The 18252-nt window shown below is 65.9% G+C and carries 14 protein-coding genes; 3 read left to right on the forward strand and 11 right to left on the reverse strand.

Annotated features, from left to right (window positions below; translation table 11 throughout):
• Nucleotides 1-5: 5 nt before the first annotated feature.
• Together ACQR0U_RS04535 and ACQR0U_RS04540 are read left to right on the forward strand one after the other, a co-directional pair.
• Nucleotides 6-1643, forward strand: a complete 1638-nt coding sequence (locus ACQR0U_RS04535) for an ABC transporter ATP-binding protein (RefSeq protein WP_316169637.1) — start codon at nucleotides 6-8, stop codon at nucleotides 1641-1643.
• Nucleotides 1644-1682: 39 nt separating this feature from the next.
• On the forward strand, nucleotides 1683-1964 hold the full coding sequence (locus tag ACQR0U_RS04540; protein WP_316172758.1) for a hypothetical protein: 282 nt from the start codon (nucleotides 1683-1685) through the stop codon (nucleotides 1962-1964).
• A 482-nt stretch (nucleotides 1965-2446) separates the two neighbouring features.
• On the opposite strand, the gene ACQR0U_RS04545 is transcribed toward ACQR0U_RS04540, so the two are convergent.
• The 5 genes from ACQR0U_RS04545 to ACQR0U_RS04565 all read right to left on the reverse strand — a co-directional run bounded on the left by ACQR0U_RS04545 (nucleotide 2447) and on the right by ACQR0U_RS04565 (nucleotide 10427).
• Entirely contained in the window at nucleotides 2447-3253 is an 807-nt protein-coding gene (locus ACQR0U_RS04545) for a DsbA family protein (RefSeq protein WP_316172668.1), read from the reverse strand.
• Between the two features lie 87 nt (nucleotides 3254-3340).
• Nucleotides 3341-5830 (reverse strand): hypothetical protein, encoded by a 2490-nt coding sequence (locus tag ACQR0U_RS04550; RefSeq protein ID WP_316172667.1) that lies wholly within the window; start codon nucleotides 5828-5830, stop codon nucleotides 3341-3343.
• A gap of 38 nt (nucleotides 5831-5868) precedes the next feature.
• On the reverse strand, nucleotides 5869-7002 hold the full coding sequence (locus tag ACQR0U_RS04555; protein ID WP_434842660.1) for a hypothetical protein: 1134 nt from the start codon (nucleotides 7000-7002) through the stop codon (nucleotides 5869-5871).
• Between the two features lie 1210 nt (nucleotides 7003-8212).
• Nucleotides 8213-9052, reverse strand: a complete 840-nt coding sequence (locus ACQR0U_RS04560; RefSeq protein ID WP_434842661.1) for an NlpC/P60 family protein — start codon at nucleotides 9050-9052, stop codon at nucleotides 8213-8215.
• Nucleotides 9045-10427: a leucyl aminopeptidase family protein gene (locus tag ACQR0U_RS04565; RefSeq protein ID WP_434842662.1), complete on the reverse strand. Its 1383-nt coding sequence runs from the start codon at nucleotides 10425-10427 to the stop codon at nucleotides 9045-9047. Before ACQR0U_RS04565 ends, ACQR0U_RS04560 begins: the two co-directional genes overlap by 8 nt.
• A 193-nt stretch (nucleotides 10428-10620) precedes the next feature.
• On the opposite strand from ACQR0U_RS04565, the gene ACQR0U_RS04570 reads away from it, so the two are divergent.
• Complete coding sequence (locus ACQR0U_RS04570; protein ID WP_315825979.1) at nucleotides 10621-11427, forward strand: tetratricopeptide repeat protein; 807 nt, start codon at nucleotides 10621-10623, stop codon at nucleotides 11425-11427.
• A 25-nt stretch (nucleotides 11428-11452) separates the two neighbouring features.
• Here ACQR0U_RS04570 and ACQR0U_RS04575 read toward each other — a convergent pair whose 3' ends face one another.
• The 6 genes from ACQR0U_RS04575 to ACQR0U_RS04600 form a co-directional block, all read right to left on the reverse strand.
• Entirely contained in the window at nucleotides 11453-12694 is a 1242-nt protein-coding gene (locus ACQR0U_RS04575; RefSeq protein ID WP_315825980.1) for a Zn-dependent hydrolase, read from the reverse strand.
• An 84-nt stretch (nucleotides 12695-12778) separates the two neighbouring features.
• Nucleotides 12779-13753, reverse strand: a complete 975-nt coding sequence (locus tag ACQR0U_RS04580) for a type II secretion system F family protein (protein ID WP_315753445.1) — start codon at nucleotides 13751-13753, stop codon at nucleotides 12779-12781.
• A gap of 8 nt (nucleotides 13754-13761) precedes the next feature.
• Complete coding sequence (locus ACQR0U_RS04585; protein ID WP_315713811.1) at nucleotides 13762-14736, reverse strand: type II secretion system F family protein; 975 nt, start codon at nucleotides 14734-14736, stop codon at nucleotides 13762-13764.
• Between the two features lie 11 nt (nucleotides 14737-14747).
• Nucleotides 14748-16211, reverse strand: a complete 1464-nt coding sequence (locus tag ACQR0U_RS04590) for a CpaF family protein (protein WP_315713812.1) — start codon at nucleotides 16209-16211, stop codon at nucleotides 14748-14750.
• Between the two features lie 21 nt (nucleotides 16212-16232).
• Nucleotides 16233-17501, reverse strand: a complete 1269-nt coding sequence (locus ACQR0U_RS04595) for an AAA family ATPase (protein ID WP_315713813.1) — start codon at nucleotides 17499-17501, stop codon at nucleotides 16233-16235.
• The gene (locus ACQR0U_RS04600) at nucleotides 17498-18238 is read right to left on the reverse strand and encodes a CpaD family pilus assembly protein (RefSeq protein ID WP_315713814.1); all 741 of its coding nucleotides are present in this window, start codon (nucleotides 18236-18238) and stop codon (nucleotides 17498-17500) included. The genes ACQR0U_RS04595 and ACQR0U_RS04600 overlap by 4 nt, the downstream gene beginning before the upstream one ends.
• Nucleotides 18239-18252: the final 14 nt, after the last annotated feature.

Here is an 18252-nt window from a genome sequence, read left to right on the forward strand (position 1 = left end):
CCGACATGGATGCGATCAGCCAGCCGCTGCTCTCGGTCAGCGATCTCTCGGTGACCTTCCACCAGCAGGGCCGCGTGTCGACCGCCGTCGACCACGTCTCGTTCGACATCAGGCGCGGCGAGTGCGTTGCCCTCGTCGGCGAATCCGGCTCGGGCAAATCGGTCAGCGCGCTGTCGGTGCTGAAGCTGCTGCCCTATCCGGTCGCCTCGCACCCGTCGGGCAGCATCCGCTTCAACGGCCGCGATCTGCTGCCGCTGTCGGAGGGCGAGATGCGCGGCATCCGCGGCAGCGACATCTCCATCATCTTCCAGGAGCCGATGACCTCGCTCAATCCGCTGCACACGATCGAGCGGCAGATCGGCGAGATCCTGCATCTGCATCGACCGATCTCGAACGGCGCGGCGCGGGCGCGCGTGCTCGAGCTGCTCACGCAGGTCGGCATCCCCGAGCCGGAAACGCGGCTCGGCAGCTATCCGCATCAGCTCTCCGGCGGCCAGCGCCAACGCGTGATGATCGCGATGGCGCTCGCCAACGAGCCGGATCTGCTGATCGCCGACGAGCCGACCACCGCGCTCGACGTCACCGTGCAGGCACAGATCCTGGCGCTGCTCGCCGACATCCGCGCGCGGCTCGGCATGAGCCTGCTCTTCATCACCCACGATCTCGGCATCGTCCGGCGCATCGCCGATCGCGTCTGCGTCATGAACGGTGGCAAGATCGTCGAGCAGGGGCCGGTGGAGCAGGTGTTCACCGCGCCCTCCCATCCCTACACCAAGGCGCTGCTCGCGGCCGAGCCGAAGCCGGACCCGGCGCCGCCGCGGCCCGATCAGCCGGTCGTGATGCAGGCCAGGGACCTCAAGGTCTGGTTTCCGATCAAGCGCGGCCTGTTCCGCTCCACGGTCGGCCACATCAAGGCCGTGGACGGCGTCAGCATCGCCGTGCGCAAGGGCGAGACGCTCGGCGTCGTCGGCGAGTCCGGCTCCGGCAAGACCACGTTGGGCCTGGCGCTGCTGCGGCTGATCTCCTCCGACGGTCCGATCGTGTTCCTGGGCAAGGAGATCCAGGGCCTGTCCTTCAAGGATGTCCGGCCGTTCCGCCGCGACATGCAGATCGTGTTTCAGGATCCGTTCGGCTCGCTCAGCCCGCGCATGTCGGTCGGCGACATCATCGCCGAGGGCATCAGCGTGCATCAGCCCAGGCTCAGCGAAGAGGAGCGGGAGGCCAAGGTCATCAAGGCGCTGAACGAGGTCGGGCTCGATCCGGCGACGCGCTTCCGCTATCCGCACGAATTCTCCGGCGGCCAGCGCCAGCGCATCTCGGTCGCGCGCGCCGTCGTGCTCGAGCCGAGCTTCGTCGTGCTGGACGAGCCGACCTCGGCGCTCGACATGCTGTTTCAGGCGCAGATGGTCGCGCTGCTGCGCGACCTGCAGCGCAAGCTCGATCTCACCTACATGTTCATCTCGCATGATCTGCGCGTGGTCGCCTCACTCGCCAGCCACCTGATCGTGATGCGCCACGGCAAGGTGGTGGAGGAGGGGCCGGCGGTGGAGCTGTTCAAGGCGCCGAAGACCGACTACACTCGCGCGCTGTTTGCGGCGGCGTTCCGGAACGAGACGGCGGGGAACGGCGCGGCGGCTTCGTAGAGGATCAGCGGACCTCCGCAGCCGAGCAATCGCGAGACAATGCCATCCAAGCTGGATCTCATCAGAGCTCTTCTGCTGTCCGAGTGGGACCCGATCGGCCTTTCGGGCTGCGAGGGCGCCGAAGACGAATATGACCGCTACGCTCTGCAGGTCTTCAGCATGCTTGACGATGGTGCCGATGCCGAGTCGATCGCGAACTATCTCACCGAAGTCGTCACCGACAGAATGTCACTTCCGGGTCGTCCTGAAGCGGATCGCCTGATCGCGGCCAGGGCAGTCATGATCCATCAAAGCCAAGCCGCCGGCGACGACGGCGGATAGGTGTGATGATTTGCCCGACGGGTCGTGTCTGCGAAAGCCCGTCCAGCCCCTCCTGAAAAAATATTTCTGTTTCTTATTTTCGGAAGTCGTGCGTGCTCCGCCCCGTCCTGCCCACGAGAGGGACGTACGCGTCGTCAGCGATTGCCCGAGCGGGGTGCCGTAGCGCTCCGGTTGCTGGAGCGCGAGGCAGACCGACTTCACGCGAGGCGCAACGCGGCGCCATCGTCGCGAAGCTCGCTGCATCATTTCGAGCTCAATCAGCCAGATCGCCTGCGGCGCTCAAATCCCCATAGAGCCCGCCGCACCAGTCCTGCCCACCATGCGTGGTGTCCTCCCTTGGAGGCTTTCGGACGCCGGCCGCCCGAATGTGCCGCGCCGTCAATCATGCTGCCGGCATCCGAAGCCCTTCACAGCAGCGGACCTCGCGCGCTGCACAAATCGAGACCTCGGGCGTCGATGCATATCTTCGCGATCGGAGCGTACTACTGGCGAGCCTGCTGAATTCTGGCCTTCAGCGTGGCAAGTCCGACCGCGCCGACGATGACATTGCCGCCGATGACATAGCTCGGCGTCCCGTTCAATCCCAATTTCTGCGCAAGATTGCCGCTCTCATCGAGGCTTTGGCGCACCTCCAGGCTGTCCATGTCCTTTTCAAGCTGAGCAACGTCGAGACCGATCGTCTGCGCGATGGCCAACGCGCGCGCCTTGTCGGCGGGTCCGCTGCTTTGGAGCAGCCGCTGATGAAAGTCGAGGTATTTCGCGCCCGTCGGGTCTTGCATGCGTACCGCTACCGCGACGCGCGCCGCCTCCAGCGAGCCGGGGCCGAGGATCGGAAATTCCTTGAGCACGATCTTGAGCTTGGGGTCGCTCTTCAACAATTCGAGTATCTCGCCGAGCGCGCGCTTGCAGTAGCCGCAGCTGTAATCGAAGAACTCGACCAGGGTGACATCACCCAGCGGGTTGCCGAGCGTGACCTGGTGCGCGGACGCGAACAAGGCCGGCGCATTTTGCTTGACCAGTGCGGTCTTGTCGGAGCCGGGCGCTGCCGCCGGCATCGCGGCTTGCCGCTTCTTGATCAGGTCGGAGATGGCCTGTTGCACGGCCTCGGGGTGCTTGGCGAGGTAGTCCTTCACGACCTGCTCGATTTCTTCGGGATGGGTCGCTATGTAGTCCTTGACGATCGCCTCGATGTCGCTGCGCGAACTCTCCGCTCGGCCGGGCTGCACGCAAAGCAAAGACAGCGTGAAGACGGCAGCCGCCGTGGCAACGCTACGGATCAAATTGGTCATCGGTCATCCTCCATATGGCTGCCGACTTCCGCAGTTGGCGTGCAGCAATGATTTGGGAATTCGTGTCCTCGTGCATCGCTGCTTCCTTCATCGTCGCGGCATCATCATGCCGGGCGGGGGGACCGGTCTGACCCCCCGCATGCGCGGCGCAAATCGGCCGGTCGGCCGGCAGCGCGCGCCAAGCGGCCCCGGAATCCAACCGGGGGGGCAGACGATCGGGCGACCGACATCCGGCGCCTGCCGGTCCCGCGTCACCCCCGGCTTGCGGGCCACGCACACGCCGTCGGCATTGCGCCGCTCACCAGGTTGGCACGTCGTCGGCAGCTTCGGAATCACGGGGACGACCGTGGTGGACTTCTTCTCGATCGTCTTGGAGCACTGGCTTCGATCCTTTGGGTCGACCGGGGCCGCGCAGCACTCGCCGCTCGTCGTCAGATTCGCGGACGCGCAGCATTTGCTATTCGCAGTCGGCACGAAGCCCGAGGCGCAACACTGTGAAAGTCTCGGCAGCCAGTGCAGCGGTATGCATAGCGTGCCGTCGGGGCTCGCAATCTGGCCGGCCGGGCAGCACTGTCCCTTCGATGTCGCCTGGCTCTTGAGACAGCACTTGCCGGCGATCTTCATATAGCCGGGCGCACAGCAGCCGGGGCATTTCCAGTCCGGAATTTTCGGCTTCAACGGATCGCACACGCCGTTCACCACGGTCGTCCCGCAGCAAAGTTGTTGGCCAATCGGGCCGGAATAGATCTGGCTGTTCTCGCAGCATTCATTGTTCGGGCCGATCGCCGTCTGGTTGACGCCGCACATCGGCTTGGCGATATCAGTCGACGGATTGTTGTTCGAACAGATGCCCCCCGGCTGCAGGTCTTTGGGCGAGCAGCATTGGCCATTGACCAGAACATTGGGCGGGGCGCAGCTCGACGCGCAGCTCTTGGTCTTGATGATCCAGATCTGATTGGGCGGACAAACCGATCCGTCCGAACCGCAGACATGGGTCTTGCAGGTCTGCAGACCCGGCGGCCTCGGCATGCCGGCGGGAGGCGGCGCGCCGGCTGGACGAGGCGCCAGCCGTATCCGTGCGGCTTCCCTTGTACACGCGCGCAAGATGGCGATATCTCCCATGTGCCCGCGAGCTGATAGATCGGGCGGCGCGTCGGCATAGTCGATGAAGTAACTGAGCAGCGGTGGCTCATCGCCGCGGCGGATGCGCCAGATCGGATTCCCCTGCAGTCCGTCGATCGCAAGCGCGTCGTTCTGGCCGAGTTGAGCCACGAGCTTGGGATCGGTGGCGTTGCGCAATTGTTCGCCGGTGGTCCAGACGAAGCCGCCGCAGGAGGCCGGATTCATGGTCCCGCCCATGTCGTAGCTGTAGCCGATCGCGACGCCGCCATTGCCATTGCGGAAACGTTCGGGGAATCCCACCGCATATTCGTCCGGCAAGGGCTGCCAGATCGGCTGCTTGATCTCAGTGACACCGATCAGCGTATAGCGCAGCACGCGGCCGATCGACGGCGCGGACAAGGCCTCGAAATCCTGCGCCCCGGTCGGCGCCGGCCGCTCGGCCAAAAACATCCGTCCCTCATCGTCGAAAGTGATCCTGGAGATCTCGGTGGGACCGGCGGCGGACGGTACGACGACTTCGATTCTGGCGTCCGCACCGAACGAGCCGTTCGCGTTGAGCCCGACCGACCACACCCGCAAGCCCTCGGCGACCGCGTAGTAGAGCCGGCCGTCGCGAATGGCGAGGCCGAACACTCGCCGATCCGGTGCCGCGTAGCCCCAGGTCTCGGGCTGCGCGCTGTCGAATTGAGGACTCGTAATATCGACGCCTGGCCCGGCTGGCGCCGGCGCCGTTGGAAGTTCCGCGGCTGCGCTGCCGGCGACGCCGTGATCATAGACACCGAGGTCGACGCCGTTCGGGCCGAAGCGATGGATCAGCCCGGTCTCACGGTCGGCGACGAACAGAGACTTGGTCGCCGGATCATAGGCCAATCCCCCGAGCGCCGCGCCCGAATTGGCCTTGTCGCCCGTGGTGACATTCGCGAACAGCGTCACCGCGCCGGTGGCGCCATTGATCTTCCAGATCGATCCCGGACCGCCGCCCGGACCCCATTGTGCCGGCATGAAGGTCGCGCCGCTAGTCCCGAGCCTGACATGTTGCGGTCGACCTTCAGGTCCCGGCGCGACGATCGAGAGACCATAGGCGGATGTCGCCGCGACGTAAATGTTGGCGGGGGAACTGTCGTCCAGAGCGACGCCAAACACCTGCCCGATCGACTTCGCGCTGACGGTGAACGGTTTCGGCGCACCGACCAATTGCGCCTGGGGCGGACCGCCCATGCGTCTTAGATCGACGATGCGCAGCGACGGCCCTCCAGGATTGATGATGGTCCGAACGTCGGGATCCTGACCGGGCTCGATCTCGAACGGGCGAATAGCCCCGGAGAATCCGGTGACTGCAGCATCGCCGGGGGTGTAAACGCCGGGCGGCGTTTGCGCCGACGCGGGCCCCCCGAGTGCGAGAGGCAGGATCAGCAGCCAGGCGAGGTGCCGCATCGCACGGACGGCGGCTGTCATGGACGTCTGTCGGCCAAGCTCCATCATGTCGGTCCGCCTCATTTCGGCTGCTTGGGCCGCGGCTCGCAGGAGCCGGTCTTGACGTTGGGCACGGTGTCCGGCGGGCAACATTCTCCACAATTGGTCATCTGCGCGGGATTGCAGCAGCTCCCGTCAAAGGCCATTCCCTGGCTCTTGTCGGAGCAGGGCGTGACACAGGGGCTGTTCTTGTCGCCGCCGAGTCTTGTCTGTCCGGCCGGGCAGGCCGCGGGCGGACACATGCCGTAGGGCGCAAAGCCGAAGACCGCCACCTGGTTGGTGTCGTCGCACAGGCACTCGGAGAGCCCGTCCGACTTCAACGCGCCGGGATGGGTGTCCTTCGGGCAATCGCACGAGAACACGTACTTGCTATCGCCGGATCCGGGGTTGGGGACCTGTTGCCAGTGCGGCACCATCGGTTTCGGACAGGTGCAGTAACTGCTCCCTGTGTGGCAGGCATAGGCGCCGGGATCCGTGACCACCAGCGTCCCGTCGCCGGTTTCCACCATGCCCACGCCATATCGATCGTATTGATCCTGATAGACGCCTTTGCTGGAAGGGCTGAAGATCGAGCCGGGACCGCCGATGCCTTGACATTCCGGGTACCTCCACCACTCCATGTAAGGTACTTTTTCGCACGTCGCGTTGATCGCGGCGCATGTGGCTTGAACAGGCGGGAGGACCTCGCAATCGCCGCAGGACTGCATGCCAAGCTTTTCCTGCCCCCAGCACAGCGCCTCCTGAAGACATGAGCCGATTTCGGAACCCAATCCAACGGTGCTCTGCTCGCTCTTGCAGGCGCATTTCACGACGTCTGCGGCCGCGCCAATGGCTGCGAGCTCCTTGGAAAGATCGCCGAGAACATTTTCCGCGATCGCGTTGCCAAAGATCGTGTTCAGCTTGCTGACGACTTGGTCGGCGTTGCCCTGCGCCTCTGCGCAGAATTGATTGACCAGGGCTTGCCCTTTCCCCGTGTCCGACCCTGACAAGGCGACGCCGCTGAGTGCTGCGGTCAGTGCAATCGCTGCGTAGCGGCTTGCGTCATTCTCATAGACCGACTTGCACTCATATGCGGCGGACAGCGTCCCGATAAAGGCATCCGCGATGTCTTCTGGACTGCAGCCCGCCCGCGCCGGCGATGCCAGCAGAATCATCGCGGCGACGATGGCCGCTCCTTGAACCCGCCAGCGTCCTGCGCACACCATGGTCCGCCCCTCTGTCGCATCAACGTGGGCGTTCTTCTCAATTCCAGCCTTGCGCTAGATCAACAGAGGCGACGGCAGCCGCGCCATCGACCGACTGCGCCAACCGGCGCCATCAGGATCGACACCTCATCACCGCACGACCGCCGTTCTGCAAAGCTGCTCGTCGTGCCCGCCGCTCATCGACCGGCCACGGTGGAAAGCGCCTCCGCACCAGTCCTGCCCACCATGCGCGGCTTCCTCCCTTGGAAGCTTTCGGACGCCGGCCGCCCGAACATGCCGCGCCGTCAATCGTGCGGCCGGCATCCGAAACCCTTCACAGAAGCGGCAATCGTCTGCCGGGCCACGAATCTGTCGCTATACTCTCGAGATCGGGCGAATTACCAAAAGCGCCGACAGTCAGAATCTCAGCTCTCTTGGGCTGCGGCGAGAACCCACGCGATTGCGGGTGATTTGGCCGACGGGCGCGGTCCGCGAACGCCTGTCCAGTCCTCTCGCGAAAAATATTCATCTTTCTTTTTTTCGGAAATCGTGCATACTCCGCCCCGTCCTGCCCCACGAGAGGGACGTACGCGTCGTCACGGACGTCGGGTGCGGGATGCGATGGCCGCGATGATGTTGCAGTGTGCATGTGCGCACCGACGAACGGCGTCATGCGGACGGCGAAGTCGTGTGGTCCTGGCGCCCCGATGCTGGCGTCAAGGTCGCGGGAGCCGATGAGGCCTGCGGCCGACAGGGGCAAGAAAGCCGGTCCCTGGGGAGATCACGAAGTAAGTCGCAAAACATCGCGCAGGGAAGGCCGGATGTTCGGCCCGTACCTGTGGTGACTACCGCGTGCTTGTTGCACGCAACCACGGGTGCGGTCGGCACCCGGCCTTCCCTGCGCCCTCTCATGTTGCCGAGGGCGGATGATTGCAGCAGGACTCGGACCGACGCGGCCGCGAGAATGCGGATGCTTGCCCTGCTGTTTGGCGCGGCCTGTTGCTGTTTGATAGGTATATCGGACTCTTGCGCCGCTCTCTCCGCGTCATTGCGAGCGCAGCGAAGCAATCCAGAGTCGTGGGCGGGACTCTGGATTGCTTCGCTTACGCTCGCAATGACGGAGGAGGGAGCCTGCGTCTCAAAACCTCATCGGGAGGACGCGCCAGCGCGATGAGGCGAGTCAATCCAGCCGCTTGATCGCGAGCACATCGCTCCCGCTCGCCTTGATACGGGCAATCGCTTCGCCGATCGGCTCGATCTGCGTGGCCATATGAAACGCGTTGGCGTGGACGATCGTGTCAGCATCGCGCACGATGGCGACGTGGCCCTTCCAGAACATCAGATCGCCGCGGCGAAGCGGCTCTCCGCCGTCGAGCAAGCGCCCCAGCGCGGCGAGTTGCATGTCGCTGTCGCGCGGGCACGGCACACCCGCAGCATTCAACGACACCTGCACCAGGCCCGAGCAGTCGATGCCAAGGCTGCTCTTGCCGCCCCACAGATAGGGCGTGCCGACGAAGCGCTCGGCGACTGCGACGTAGTCGTGCTCGATAGCATCCAGCAACGTGACGTGCTGTTGCGGGACGAACCAGCCCTCCGCCGTCACCACGAAGCTGGCCTCCTCGCGCGTCACGGCGATGGTCGATCCCATGAGCAGCGTCTCCACCGGCGGCAGCTTGATCGACGGCCCGGGGAACGCGAAACTGCGCAGCGCGCTGATCTTGTGCGTCGGTGCTGCGGCGGGCGCCGCCAGCGCAGCCTCCGGCAGCCAGCCGACATAGCCGTCGGCTGCGAGCTGGCCCCAGACCCAGCCCTCGCCGTTGCGGTCGTAGACCGTGACGCGCTCGCCCTTCAGCGCCTGCGTCGCCAGCTCGGCGCCGGAATATGGCTGCTGGCGCAGCGGCGCGATCGGATCGATGACGACCAGCGCCTCGCCCTCGACGAAACGCGCGGCCGTCACCTGGCCTTCGAGATGTTTCGCCGCGACGTCGCCGCGCGCAGGCGTGAGGCGCGGATCAGCCATAGCGCTCGCTCAGGAGCTTGTAGAGCGCACGCGCCGCCTGGCACTCGCCACCCTCGGGCCGGCCCGGCTTGGCGGATGGCGTCCAGGCGAAGATGTCGAGATGCAGCCAGCTCTTGGCGTGCTCGACGAAGCGCTGCAGGAACAGCGCGCAGGTGATCGAGCCGGCGAAGCCGCCGGACGGCGCGTTGTTGATGGTCGCGACCTTGGAGTCGAGCCACGAGTCGTACGGCGCCCATAGCGGCATCCGCCACAGCGGATCGTTCTCGGCGGCCGCGCAGCGCGCGACGTCCGCGGCGAGCGCCTCGTCCTGGGTGTAGAACGGCGGCAAATCGGGACCGAGTGCGACGCGCGCGGCGCCGGTCAGCGTGCCCATGTCGATCAGCAGGTCGGGCTTGTCCTCGTCGGCCAGCGCCAGCGCGTCAGCCAGGACCAGCCGGCCCTCGGCATCGGTATTGCCGATCTCGACCGTGATGCCCTTTCGCGAGGGAAACACGTCGAGCGGACGGAAGGCGTTGCCGGCGACCGCGTTCTCGACCGCTGGAATCAGCACGCGCAGATGCAGCTTGAGCTTGGCATCCATCACCATCTGCGCCAGCGCCAGCACGTTGGCGGCGCCGCCCATGTCCTTCTTCATCAGGAGCATGCTGCTCGACGGCTTCAGGTCGAGCCCGCCGGTATCGAAGCAGACGCCCTTGCCGACCAGGGTCACCTTGGGATGCGATGGATCGCCCCAGACGAGCTCGATCAGGCGCGGCGCGCGGGTCGAGGCGCGACCGACGGCATGGATCAGCGGATGGTTCTGGCGCAGCAGATCGTCGCCGACGATGCTGGTGAAGCGCGCGCCGAAGCGGTCGGCGACCTGCTTCGCCGCGGCCTCGAGCTCCTCGGGTCCCATGTCGTTGGACGGCGTGTTGACGAGGTCGCGCGCCAATGTCGCCGCGTCGGCAAGGCGGTTCAGCTCGGCGGCGTCGACGCCATCCGGCGGAACGAGGCGGACCTCCGGCGTCTCGGTCTTGCGGTAGCGGCCGAAACGGTAGCTGCCGAGCGCAAAGGCGAGCGCGGCGAGCCGTGCATCATGCGGCGCATTGGCGAAGCGGTAGGTGCCGGCGGGCAGCAGGCCGGGCAGGGCGCCCGGCCGGAACGGGTCACGGTGCTTGGCGTCGTCGTCCTCGAGACCGAACAGCACCTGCGCGATGTGGCCGTCGGCGGCGGGCAACGCCAGATAGCTGCCGGGCTTCGCGGTGTAGACGTTGGCCTCGGCGAAGTTGCGTGCTTCGGCCGACAGGCTCTCCTTGATCCCCGGCCAGCTCGCCTTCGTTACGAAGGTGATCGGGATGGCGGACGTTGTGGAGGCGGTCTCGAACATCGACGGCATGCCTAATGGTTCCCTAACTGGCGCGCGGCAGCCAGACTTCGCAGAGTTTGAAGGCCGCTGCAATCACGCCGGCCGCCTGGCCCGCAAACCGACGCGGATGTGACGACGGCGCCGTGGCCGCGCCATTAACCGGCTGTTAGCGTTAACAGTTTATTGCTGGCGCGTTCAATTCGCTCGTTCGAGTCCACGTGACATGCGTCAATCGCCTTCCATTCCCCGGCTGCTTGCGTCCGTTGCCCTCACCGCGCTCGTCGCTGCGGGCCTCGGCGGCTGCCAGACCATGTCCGACGTCACGGGCTCGCTGCGCGGCCGGGCCGAGCCGCCGCCGCCCGCGACCCCGCAGCGCGCGGTCGAGGTGTATGGCGAGCGCTACCGCGCCAACCCCAAGGATGCGGCCATCGCGGTCGCCTATGGCCAGGCGCTGCGCAACAACGGCCAGCGCGAGCAGGCGGTTGCGGTGCTGGAGCAGGCGACGCTCGCCAACGCCGGCAACAAGACCGTGCTCGCGGCCTATGGCCGAGCGCTGGCCGACAACGGCAATTTCAAGCTCGCATTCGACGTGCTGTCGCGCGCGCACTCGCCGGACAATCCCGATTGGAAGCTGCTGTCGGTGCAGGGCACGGTGCTTGACCAGATGGGCCGCCACGAGGAGGCGCGGCGCTATTACGATAGCGCGCTGAAGATCGTGCCCGGCGAGCCCTCGGTGCTGTCCAATCTCGGCCTGTCCTACATGCTGACGCGGGAGCTGCCGAAGGCCGAGGAGGTGCTGCGGCAGGCCTACGGCTCGCAGGGGGCGGACGCGCGGGTGCGCCAGAACCTCGCGCTCGTCGTTGGCCTGCAGGGGCGCTTCGCGGAGGCCGAGCAGATCGCACGGGCCGATCTGCCGCCGGACGAGGCCGCCGCCAACGTCGCCTATCTCAAGCAGATGATTCAGGGGCAGAGCCAGGGCAAGGGCAAGGCGCGCAATCCGCCGATGGCCGCGCTCAACCAGCCGGACTGACGACGTGCCTCGCTGATGACGTGGCCTATCGTGTCGCGCCTGTCAGCAGGCGGCGGCAGGTGTCGACGAACACGGCGGCTCCGGTGACGATGTCGGCATCGGAGGTGTTCTCGGTCCAGTGATGGCTGATGCCGCCGATCGACGGCACGAACAGCATGCCCGCCGGCATGATGGTGGCCAGCACCTGCGCGTCGTGTCCGGCGCCGCTCGGCATCCGCAGCGACTTGCCGGCGGCGAGATCGCGGCTGGCGGCCTCGATCGCATCCTGGGACGTGCCGTCCATCATGGCCGGCGCGCCGGTCCGGATGCGCTCGACCACGACCTGGCATGGACCTGCCGCTGACGCCTGCGCAGCCATCTCACGCAGCAGCTCTTCGAGCCGGTCGACGACGGCGGCATTGTCGTCGCGGATCTGGAACAGCATCTCGGCCTGGCCGGGGATGATGCTCGGTGCGCCCGGATCGAGCGTGATGCGTCCCGTGGTCCACACCGTGCGCGGGCCGCAGGCGGCCGGAAAGCGCGTATCGATCGCCACACAGAACTTGGCGAGCGCGAGCCCGGCATCCTTGCGCACCGCCATCCGCGTCGTGCCGGCATGGTTCTGCTCGCCGGTGAAGGTGATGCGGTATTGCCAGATGCCGACGATCGAGGTGACGACACCGATCTTGAGCCCGCTCGCCTCGAGCGTGTCGCCCTGCTCGATATGAGCTTCGAGATAGCCGATATGCCGGCCGCGCTCGGCCTGCAGGCGCGGCCGTCCGGCGAGGCCCATCTCGGCAAGCGCCTCCCGCATCGTACGCGGGCTGCTGCGGTCGCGGGCAGCATCGATTTCGGCCTCGCTGACGTCGCCGACATAGGACCGGCTGCCGAGCATGCTGCCGAAATGGCCCTCCTCGTCGCACCAGGAGGCGACCTCCACCGCACCGACAATGGACGGATCGGGATTGAGCACGCGCGCCGCCTCCAGCGCGTAGACGACACCGAGCGGGCCATCGAGCCAGCCGGCCTGGTTCTGGCTCTCCAGATGCGATCCGGCCAGCAGCTTGGGGCCTGGCTTGGCGCTGGTGCCTAGCACGTTGCCGATGCCGTCGATATCAGGCGTCAGCTGCGCGTCGGGCAGGCGCTCGGCGAGCCAAGCGAGCGATTGACGATGGGCGTCGGAGAAGGTCGGCCGGTGCACGCCGGTCTTGTAGGTGCCGAAGGCGCGCAGTGCGTTCAGATCGGCGAGGACGCGGGCGCCATCGGCGCGGCGGAGCTTGTCGGACATCAGGCGGAGACCTCGATCATGCGCCGCCTAGCTTCCAGCGTAGAGCCGCGACCGCAAGCGAAATTTTTCGCGAGCGGTCTACCTCTACTGCATGGCCGCGACCTTGATGCCGGTCGGTCCCAGAATGACCACGAACAGCACCGGCAGGAAGAACAGGATCATCGGCACCGTCAGCTTCGGCGGCAGCGCGGCCGCCTTCTTCTCGGCCTCGTTCATGCGCATGTCGCGATTTTCCTGCGCCATCACGCGCAGCGATTGCCCGAGCGGGGTGCCGTAGCGCTCCGATTGCTGGAGCGCGAGGCAGACCGACTTCACGCCTTCGAGGCCGGTGCGCCGGGCGAGGTTCTCGTAGGCCACCTTGCGGTCCTGCAGGTAGGAGAGCTCCGCGGTGGTCAGCGTGAACTCCTCCGACAGCGCGATCGACTGGCTCGAGATCTCGATCGCCACGCGGCGGAAGGCGGCCTCGATCGACATGCCGGATTCGATGCAGATCAGCAGCAGGTCGAGCGCGTCGGGAAACGCGCGCTTGATCGACAGCTGCCGCTTGGAAATCGCGTTGCTCAGGAACAGCATCGGAGCCTGCAGGCCGAGATAGGCCATGCCGACGCAGATGCCGATCTTGACCGGCATCGATTTCTGCAGATGCGCGATCACGAAGACGTACAGCACGGAACCGACGAACAGAACCAGCGGCGTCACCAGGCGCGCGAACAGGAAGGTGATGTAGGGCGCCTGGCCGCGGTAGCCCGCCATGATGAGCTTCTCGCGGGCCGCCTCCTGAGCGAGCCATTTGGTGAGGTTGAAATCCTCCACCACACGAGAGATGAGCTGCTTCGGCGTCTGCCGCAACGAGACCTTCTCGCCGGCGTTCAACCGCTCGCGCTCGCGCTGCTTGATCCGCTCGCGTTCGCTGGCGACCGCCTTCATGCGCTTGTTCAGGTTCTCGCCTGCAAACAGCGGCATGATCAGCGTATAGACGGTGGCCGTCGCCGCGATGGCGGCGAAGAACATCGTCATGAAGTGCGGGTCGTGCAGCTTGGAGACCAGAATGTCGACCATGGTCCACCTCAGAAATCGAAATTGATCATCTTCTTCATGACCAGGATGCCCATCGACATCCAGATCACGCAGCCGACCAGCATCAACTGGCCGGTCGGATGGGTCCAGAGCAACGAGATGTAGTCGGGCGTGCTCAGATAGACCAGCAGCATCACGATCGGCGGCAGCGATCCGATGATGCCCGCGGACGCCTTGGCCTCCATCGACATCGCCTGGATCTTCTCGCTCATCTTCTTGCGGTCGCGCAGCACCTTCGAGAGGTTGCCGAGCGCTTCGGAGAGATTGCCGCCCGACTTCTGCTGGATCGCGATGACGATGCCGAAGAAGTTGGCTTCGGGAAGCGGCATCCGTTCATAGAGCCGCGCACAAGCCTCGCCGAGCGGCATGCCGATCGCCTGGGTCTCGATGATCCCGAGGAACTCGCTGCGCAAAGGCTCCGGCGCGTCGGCGGCGACGACCTTGATGGATTCGAACAGCGGCAGGCCCGCCTTGATGCCGCGCACGATCACGTCGACGGCGTCCGGCAATGCCGCCAGGAATTTTTTCTCGCGACGCTTCTTGAGGTAGCCGAGGATCCAACGCGGCAGACCGAGACCGGCGGCGAAGCCGAGCCCGAGCGCGCCGAGCGGGCCGCCACCGGCGAAGAAGGCAACGGCGCAGACGACGAAGCCGAGGACACCGGAAACGATCCAGAATTTCTGCACGGTCCAGTCGAGTCCAGCCTGCGAAATCCGCATGTTCAGCGGGACTTTGCTCTGCTTCTGGGCCTTCGCCTCGAGATCCTTCAGCGAGGACTCGACCTGCTCGCGGCGCGAGCGTTGGCTGCGTTCGGCCTGTCGGACCACCGGCTCGGACTTGGCGACGGTGCTGCGCCGCTGCTCGGCCTTCCGCTCACCCGACAGCAGGGGATAAAGGAACACCCAGGCGATGCCGCCGATCGCGGTGGCGGCGAGGAAGGCAAGGGCGAGAGCCTGAAGCTTCATGGGGTCTCTCCTCAGTCCTTGCTCGCAACTTCGGCGGCATCGAGTGCAGCCGCAAGCCGCTTCTCTTCGCCGTAGTAGCGCGCACGTTCCCAGAACCGCGGCCGGCCGATACCGGTCGAGCGGTGGCGCCCGATGATCTTGCCGTTCGCGTCCTCGCCGATCATGTCGTAGAGGAAGATGTCCTGGGTGATGATGGTGTCGCCTTCCATGCCCATCACCTCGGTGATGTGCGTGATGCGGCGGGAGCCGTCGCGCAGGCGTGCCGCCTGGACGATGACGTCGATCGAGGCGCAGATCATCTCACGGATGGTCCGCGACGGCAGCGAGAAGCCGCCCATCGTGATCATGGATTCGCAGCGGGACAACGCTTCGCGCGGGTTGTTGGCGTGCAGCGTGCCCATCGATCCGTCGTGACCGGTGTTCATGGCCTGCAGCAGGTCGAAGGCCTCGGGTCCGCGGACCTCGCCGACGATGATGCGCTCGGGCCGCATACGCAGGCAGTTTCTCACCAGCTCGCGCATCGTCACCTGGCCTTCGCCCTCGATGTTGGGCGGCCGGGTTTCGAGGCGCACCACATGTGGCTGCTGCAGCTGGAGCTCGGCGGCGTCCTCGCAGGTGATGACGCGCTCGTCGTGATCGATATAATTGGTCAGACAGTTCAACAGCGTGGTCTTGCCCGAACCGGTACCGCCGGAGATCAGCACGTTGCAGCGGACGCGGCCGATGATCTGCAGGATCTCCGCGCCCTCCGGCGAGATCGCGCCGAACTTGACGAGCTGATCGAGCGTCAGCTTGTCCTTCTTGAACTTACGAATGGTGAGCGCGGGGCCGTCGATCGCCAGCGGCGGAACGATGGCGTTGACGCGCGAGCCGTCGGCGAGACGCGCGTCGCAGATTGGTGAGGATTCGTCGACGCGGCGGCCGACCTGGCTGACGATGCGCTGGCAGATGTTCAGGAGCTGCTGGTTGTCGCGGAACCGGATGCCCGTGCGCTGGATCTTGCCGTTGACTTCGATAAAGACCGTACCGGCGCCGTTGACCATGATGTCGGCGATGTCGTCACGCGACAGCAGCGGCTCCAGCGGGCCATAGCCGAGCACGTCGTTGCAGATATCGTCGAGCAGCTCTTCCTGCTCGGCGATCGACATCACGATATTCTTGATCGCGATGATCTCGTTGACGATGTCGCGGATTTCCTCGCGCGCGGATTCGCCGTCGAGCTTGGCCAGCTGAGCGAGATCGATCGCTTCGATCAGCGCCCCGAAGATCGTCGCCTTGACCTGATAGTAACTGTCCGAACGCCGGGCCTCGACAACCGGTGGTGGCGGCGGCGGAGCCTGCCGGGTCGGAGCCAGAGGTGGCGACGGCACGGCCGGAGACGCCGCGCGTGGTGCAGCCGGCGCCGGCTCGGGCGCCGGCGCGGCCGGCCTGAGGGCCCTGGTATCGTTGTCCAATCCGCTACGCTTACCAAACACGACTTAGAACTCCACGCGTGCTTACTTCGCCCTCAGCTTGTCCAGCAGAGGCGACAGGAAGGAGCCTTTCGGCTTCTTTGTCTCGCTGCGGCCGGTGAGCCGCTGCGCGATCTGGAGAAACATCTCCGTCGTCCGATGGCTGGGAGACATCTCCGCAATCATCTGGCCGTTGTTGGCGGCCGCGCCGAAGATCTGCGGCTCGAACGGGATCGTTGCGATCGGCGGGCTTTCGATCGCCTTGGCGAACTCGCTCGCATTGATCTCGGGCCGCTTGGGAACGCCGACCTGGTTCAAGCAGTAGAGCGGCATGCGATCGTTCGGCCGGGCGGCCTTGAGGAGATCGAACATGTTCTTGGTGTTGCGCAGCGAGGCGAGATCCGGCGCCGCGACGATCAGGATGTCGTCCGCGGAGATCAGCGCCCGCTTGGTCCAGCCTGCCCATTGATGCGGAACATCGAGCACGATGCATGGCATCGAGGCCCGCAGCGTGTCGAAGACCGCATCGAATGCCTCGGCGCCGAAATCGTAGACCCGGTCGAGCGTCGCAGGCGCGGCCAGCAGGCTCAGATGATCGGTGCATTTCGACAACAGCCGGTCCATGAAGGCGATGTCGATCCGGTCCGGTGAGAAGACGGCGTCCGCGATGCCCTGCGCGGGATCCTGGTTGTAGTCGAGGCCGGCGGTGCCGAACGCCAAATCGAGATCTGCCACCACGGAGTCCATCGACAGGTCGCGCGCAATCGCCCAGGCGATGTTATGGGCGAGGGTCGAAGCTCCGACGCCGCCCTTGGCGCCGACGACCGCAACGATGCGCCCGACGGCCTTGGCTTCCGGCGCGGAGAACAGGTTGCAGATCGAGCGGACGACGTCGATCGGCGTCACTGGCGACAGCACATAGTCGCTGACGCCGCGCCGAACCAGCTCGCGATACAGCGTGACGTCGTTGACGCGGCCGATCACGACGACGCGCGTGCCCGGGTCGCAAACCGTCGCGAGCTGATCCAGGCCGGCCAGGATGTCGGTGCGTGCATCCGTCTCCAGGATGATGACGTTCGGGGTCGGGGCAGACCGGTAGGCCTCGATCGCCGCCGCCATGCCACCCATCTGAACCTTCAGATGGGCCTTGCCGAGGCGCCGGTCCTCACCGGCGGCCTGAACCGTCGCGGCGGTTTCCACCGTCTCACAGAACGCCTGCACGGACACGCGCGGCGCGGGCGCGATGTGATCGTCGGCCGGCGGCGGCACGACGTCAGGCTGCTCCTCTTGGGTCTGTCGGGCGTAGCTGATCATTTGCCTGTGTCGCTGAGTTTGGCCTTATCGGCCTCTGGATACGTGATCGCGGTTGATTGTCCCTTGCGATATTTGTCGAACAATGCCGTGCGCCGGGTGGTATAGGACGGCGTTTCGGATCGCGGCTGCACGAGATCCGACGGGTTGGCGACCATTGCCGCCATGTTGCGCTGGTAGGCGCAGCCGTAGTTCCAGTCAGGCTTGTTGTCGAACCAGTTCTTGTTCTTGATCGACGGCCCGAGGTCATCCGGCCAGATCCCGCAGGGCCCCACCGTGGCCGACATTTTTGGATAGCTCAGCCGGATCGCGGCCATCTGGCGCGGGTCCTTCGGCTGATAGTTGCGTACGGTGATGCCGTGCGGCGGGACGCCGGCGGCGGCCAGCAGGGAGTGAATCTCCCGCATCGAGTCAGCGGCCGCCCGTGCGTTGGGGGTGCCGCTCGGTACGTCGGCGCTGATGGCGCCCGTGCCTTGGCGAATCCAGCTCTGGGCCAGTCCCATCACGTCGGCGCGCTGCTCGGCCGTCAGGCCGCCACGACCCTGGCCGACGAAGACCACCAGGGAGTCCGGGGCCTCCTGGATCGCGATCGGGTGGCGCAGCCGGTAGTCGTCGGGGATGCTCGCCGTGGTGGCGGCGTCTCTGGTGTAGTTGCAGGCGCCGAGCAGGGCTGCGGCTCCGGCGAGCGCTGCGGCAAGGGGCAGGCGTCGGTATCGGGCGGGGCTGGATGTGGTGGTCATCGTTGCAGGTCCTT

This window comes from Bradyrhizobium sp. HKCCYLRH3097 (assembly GCF_051167875.1).
GTDB lineage: Bacteria > Pseudomonadota > Alphaproteobacteria > Rhizobiales > Xanthobacteraceae > Bradyrhizobium.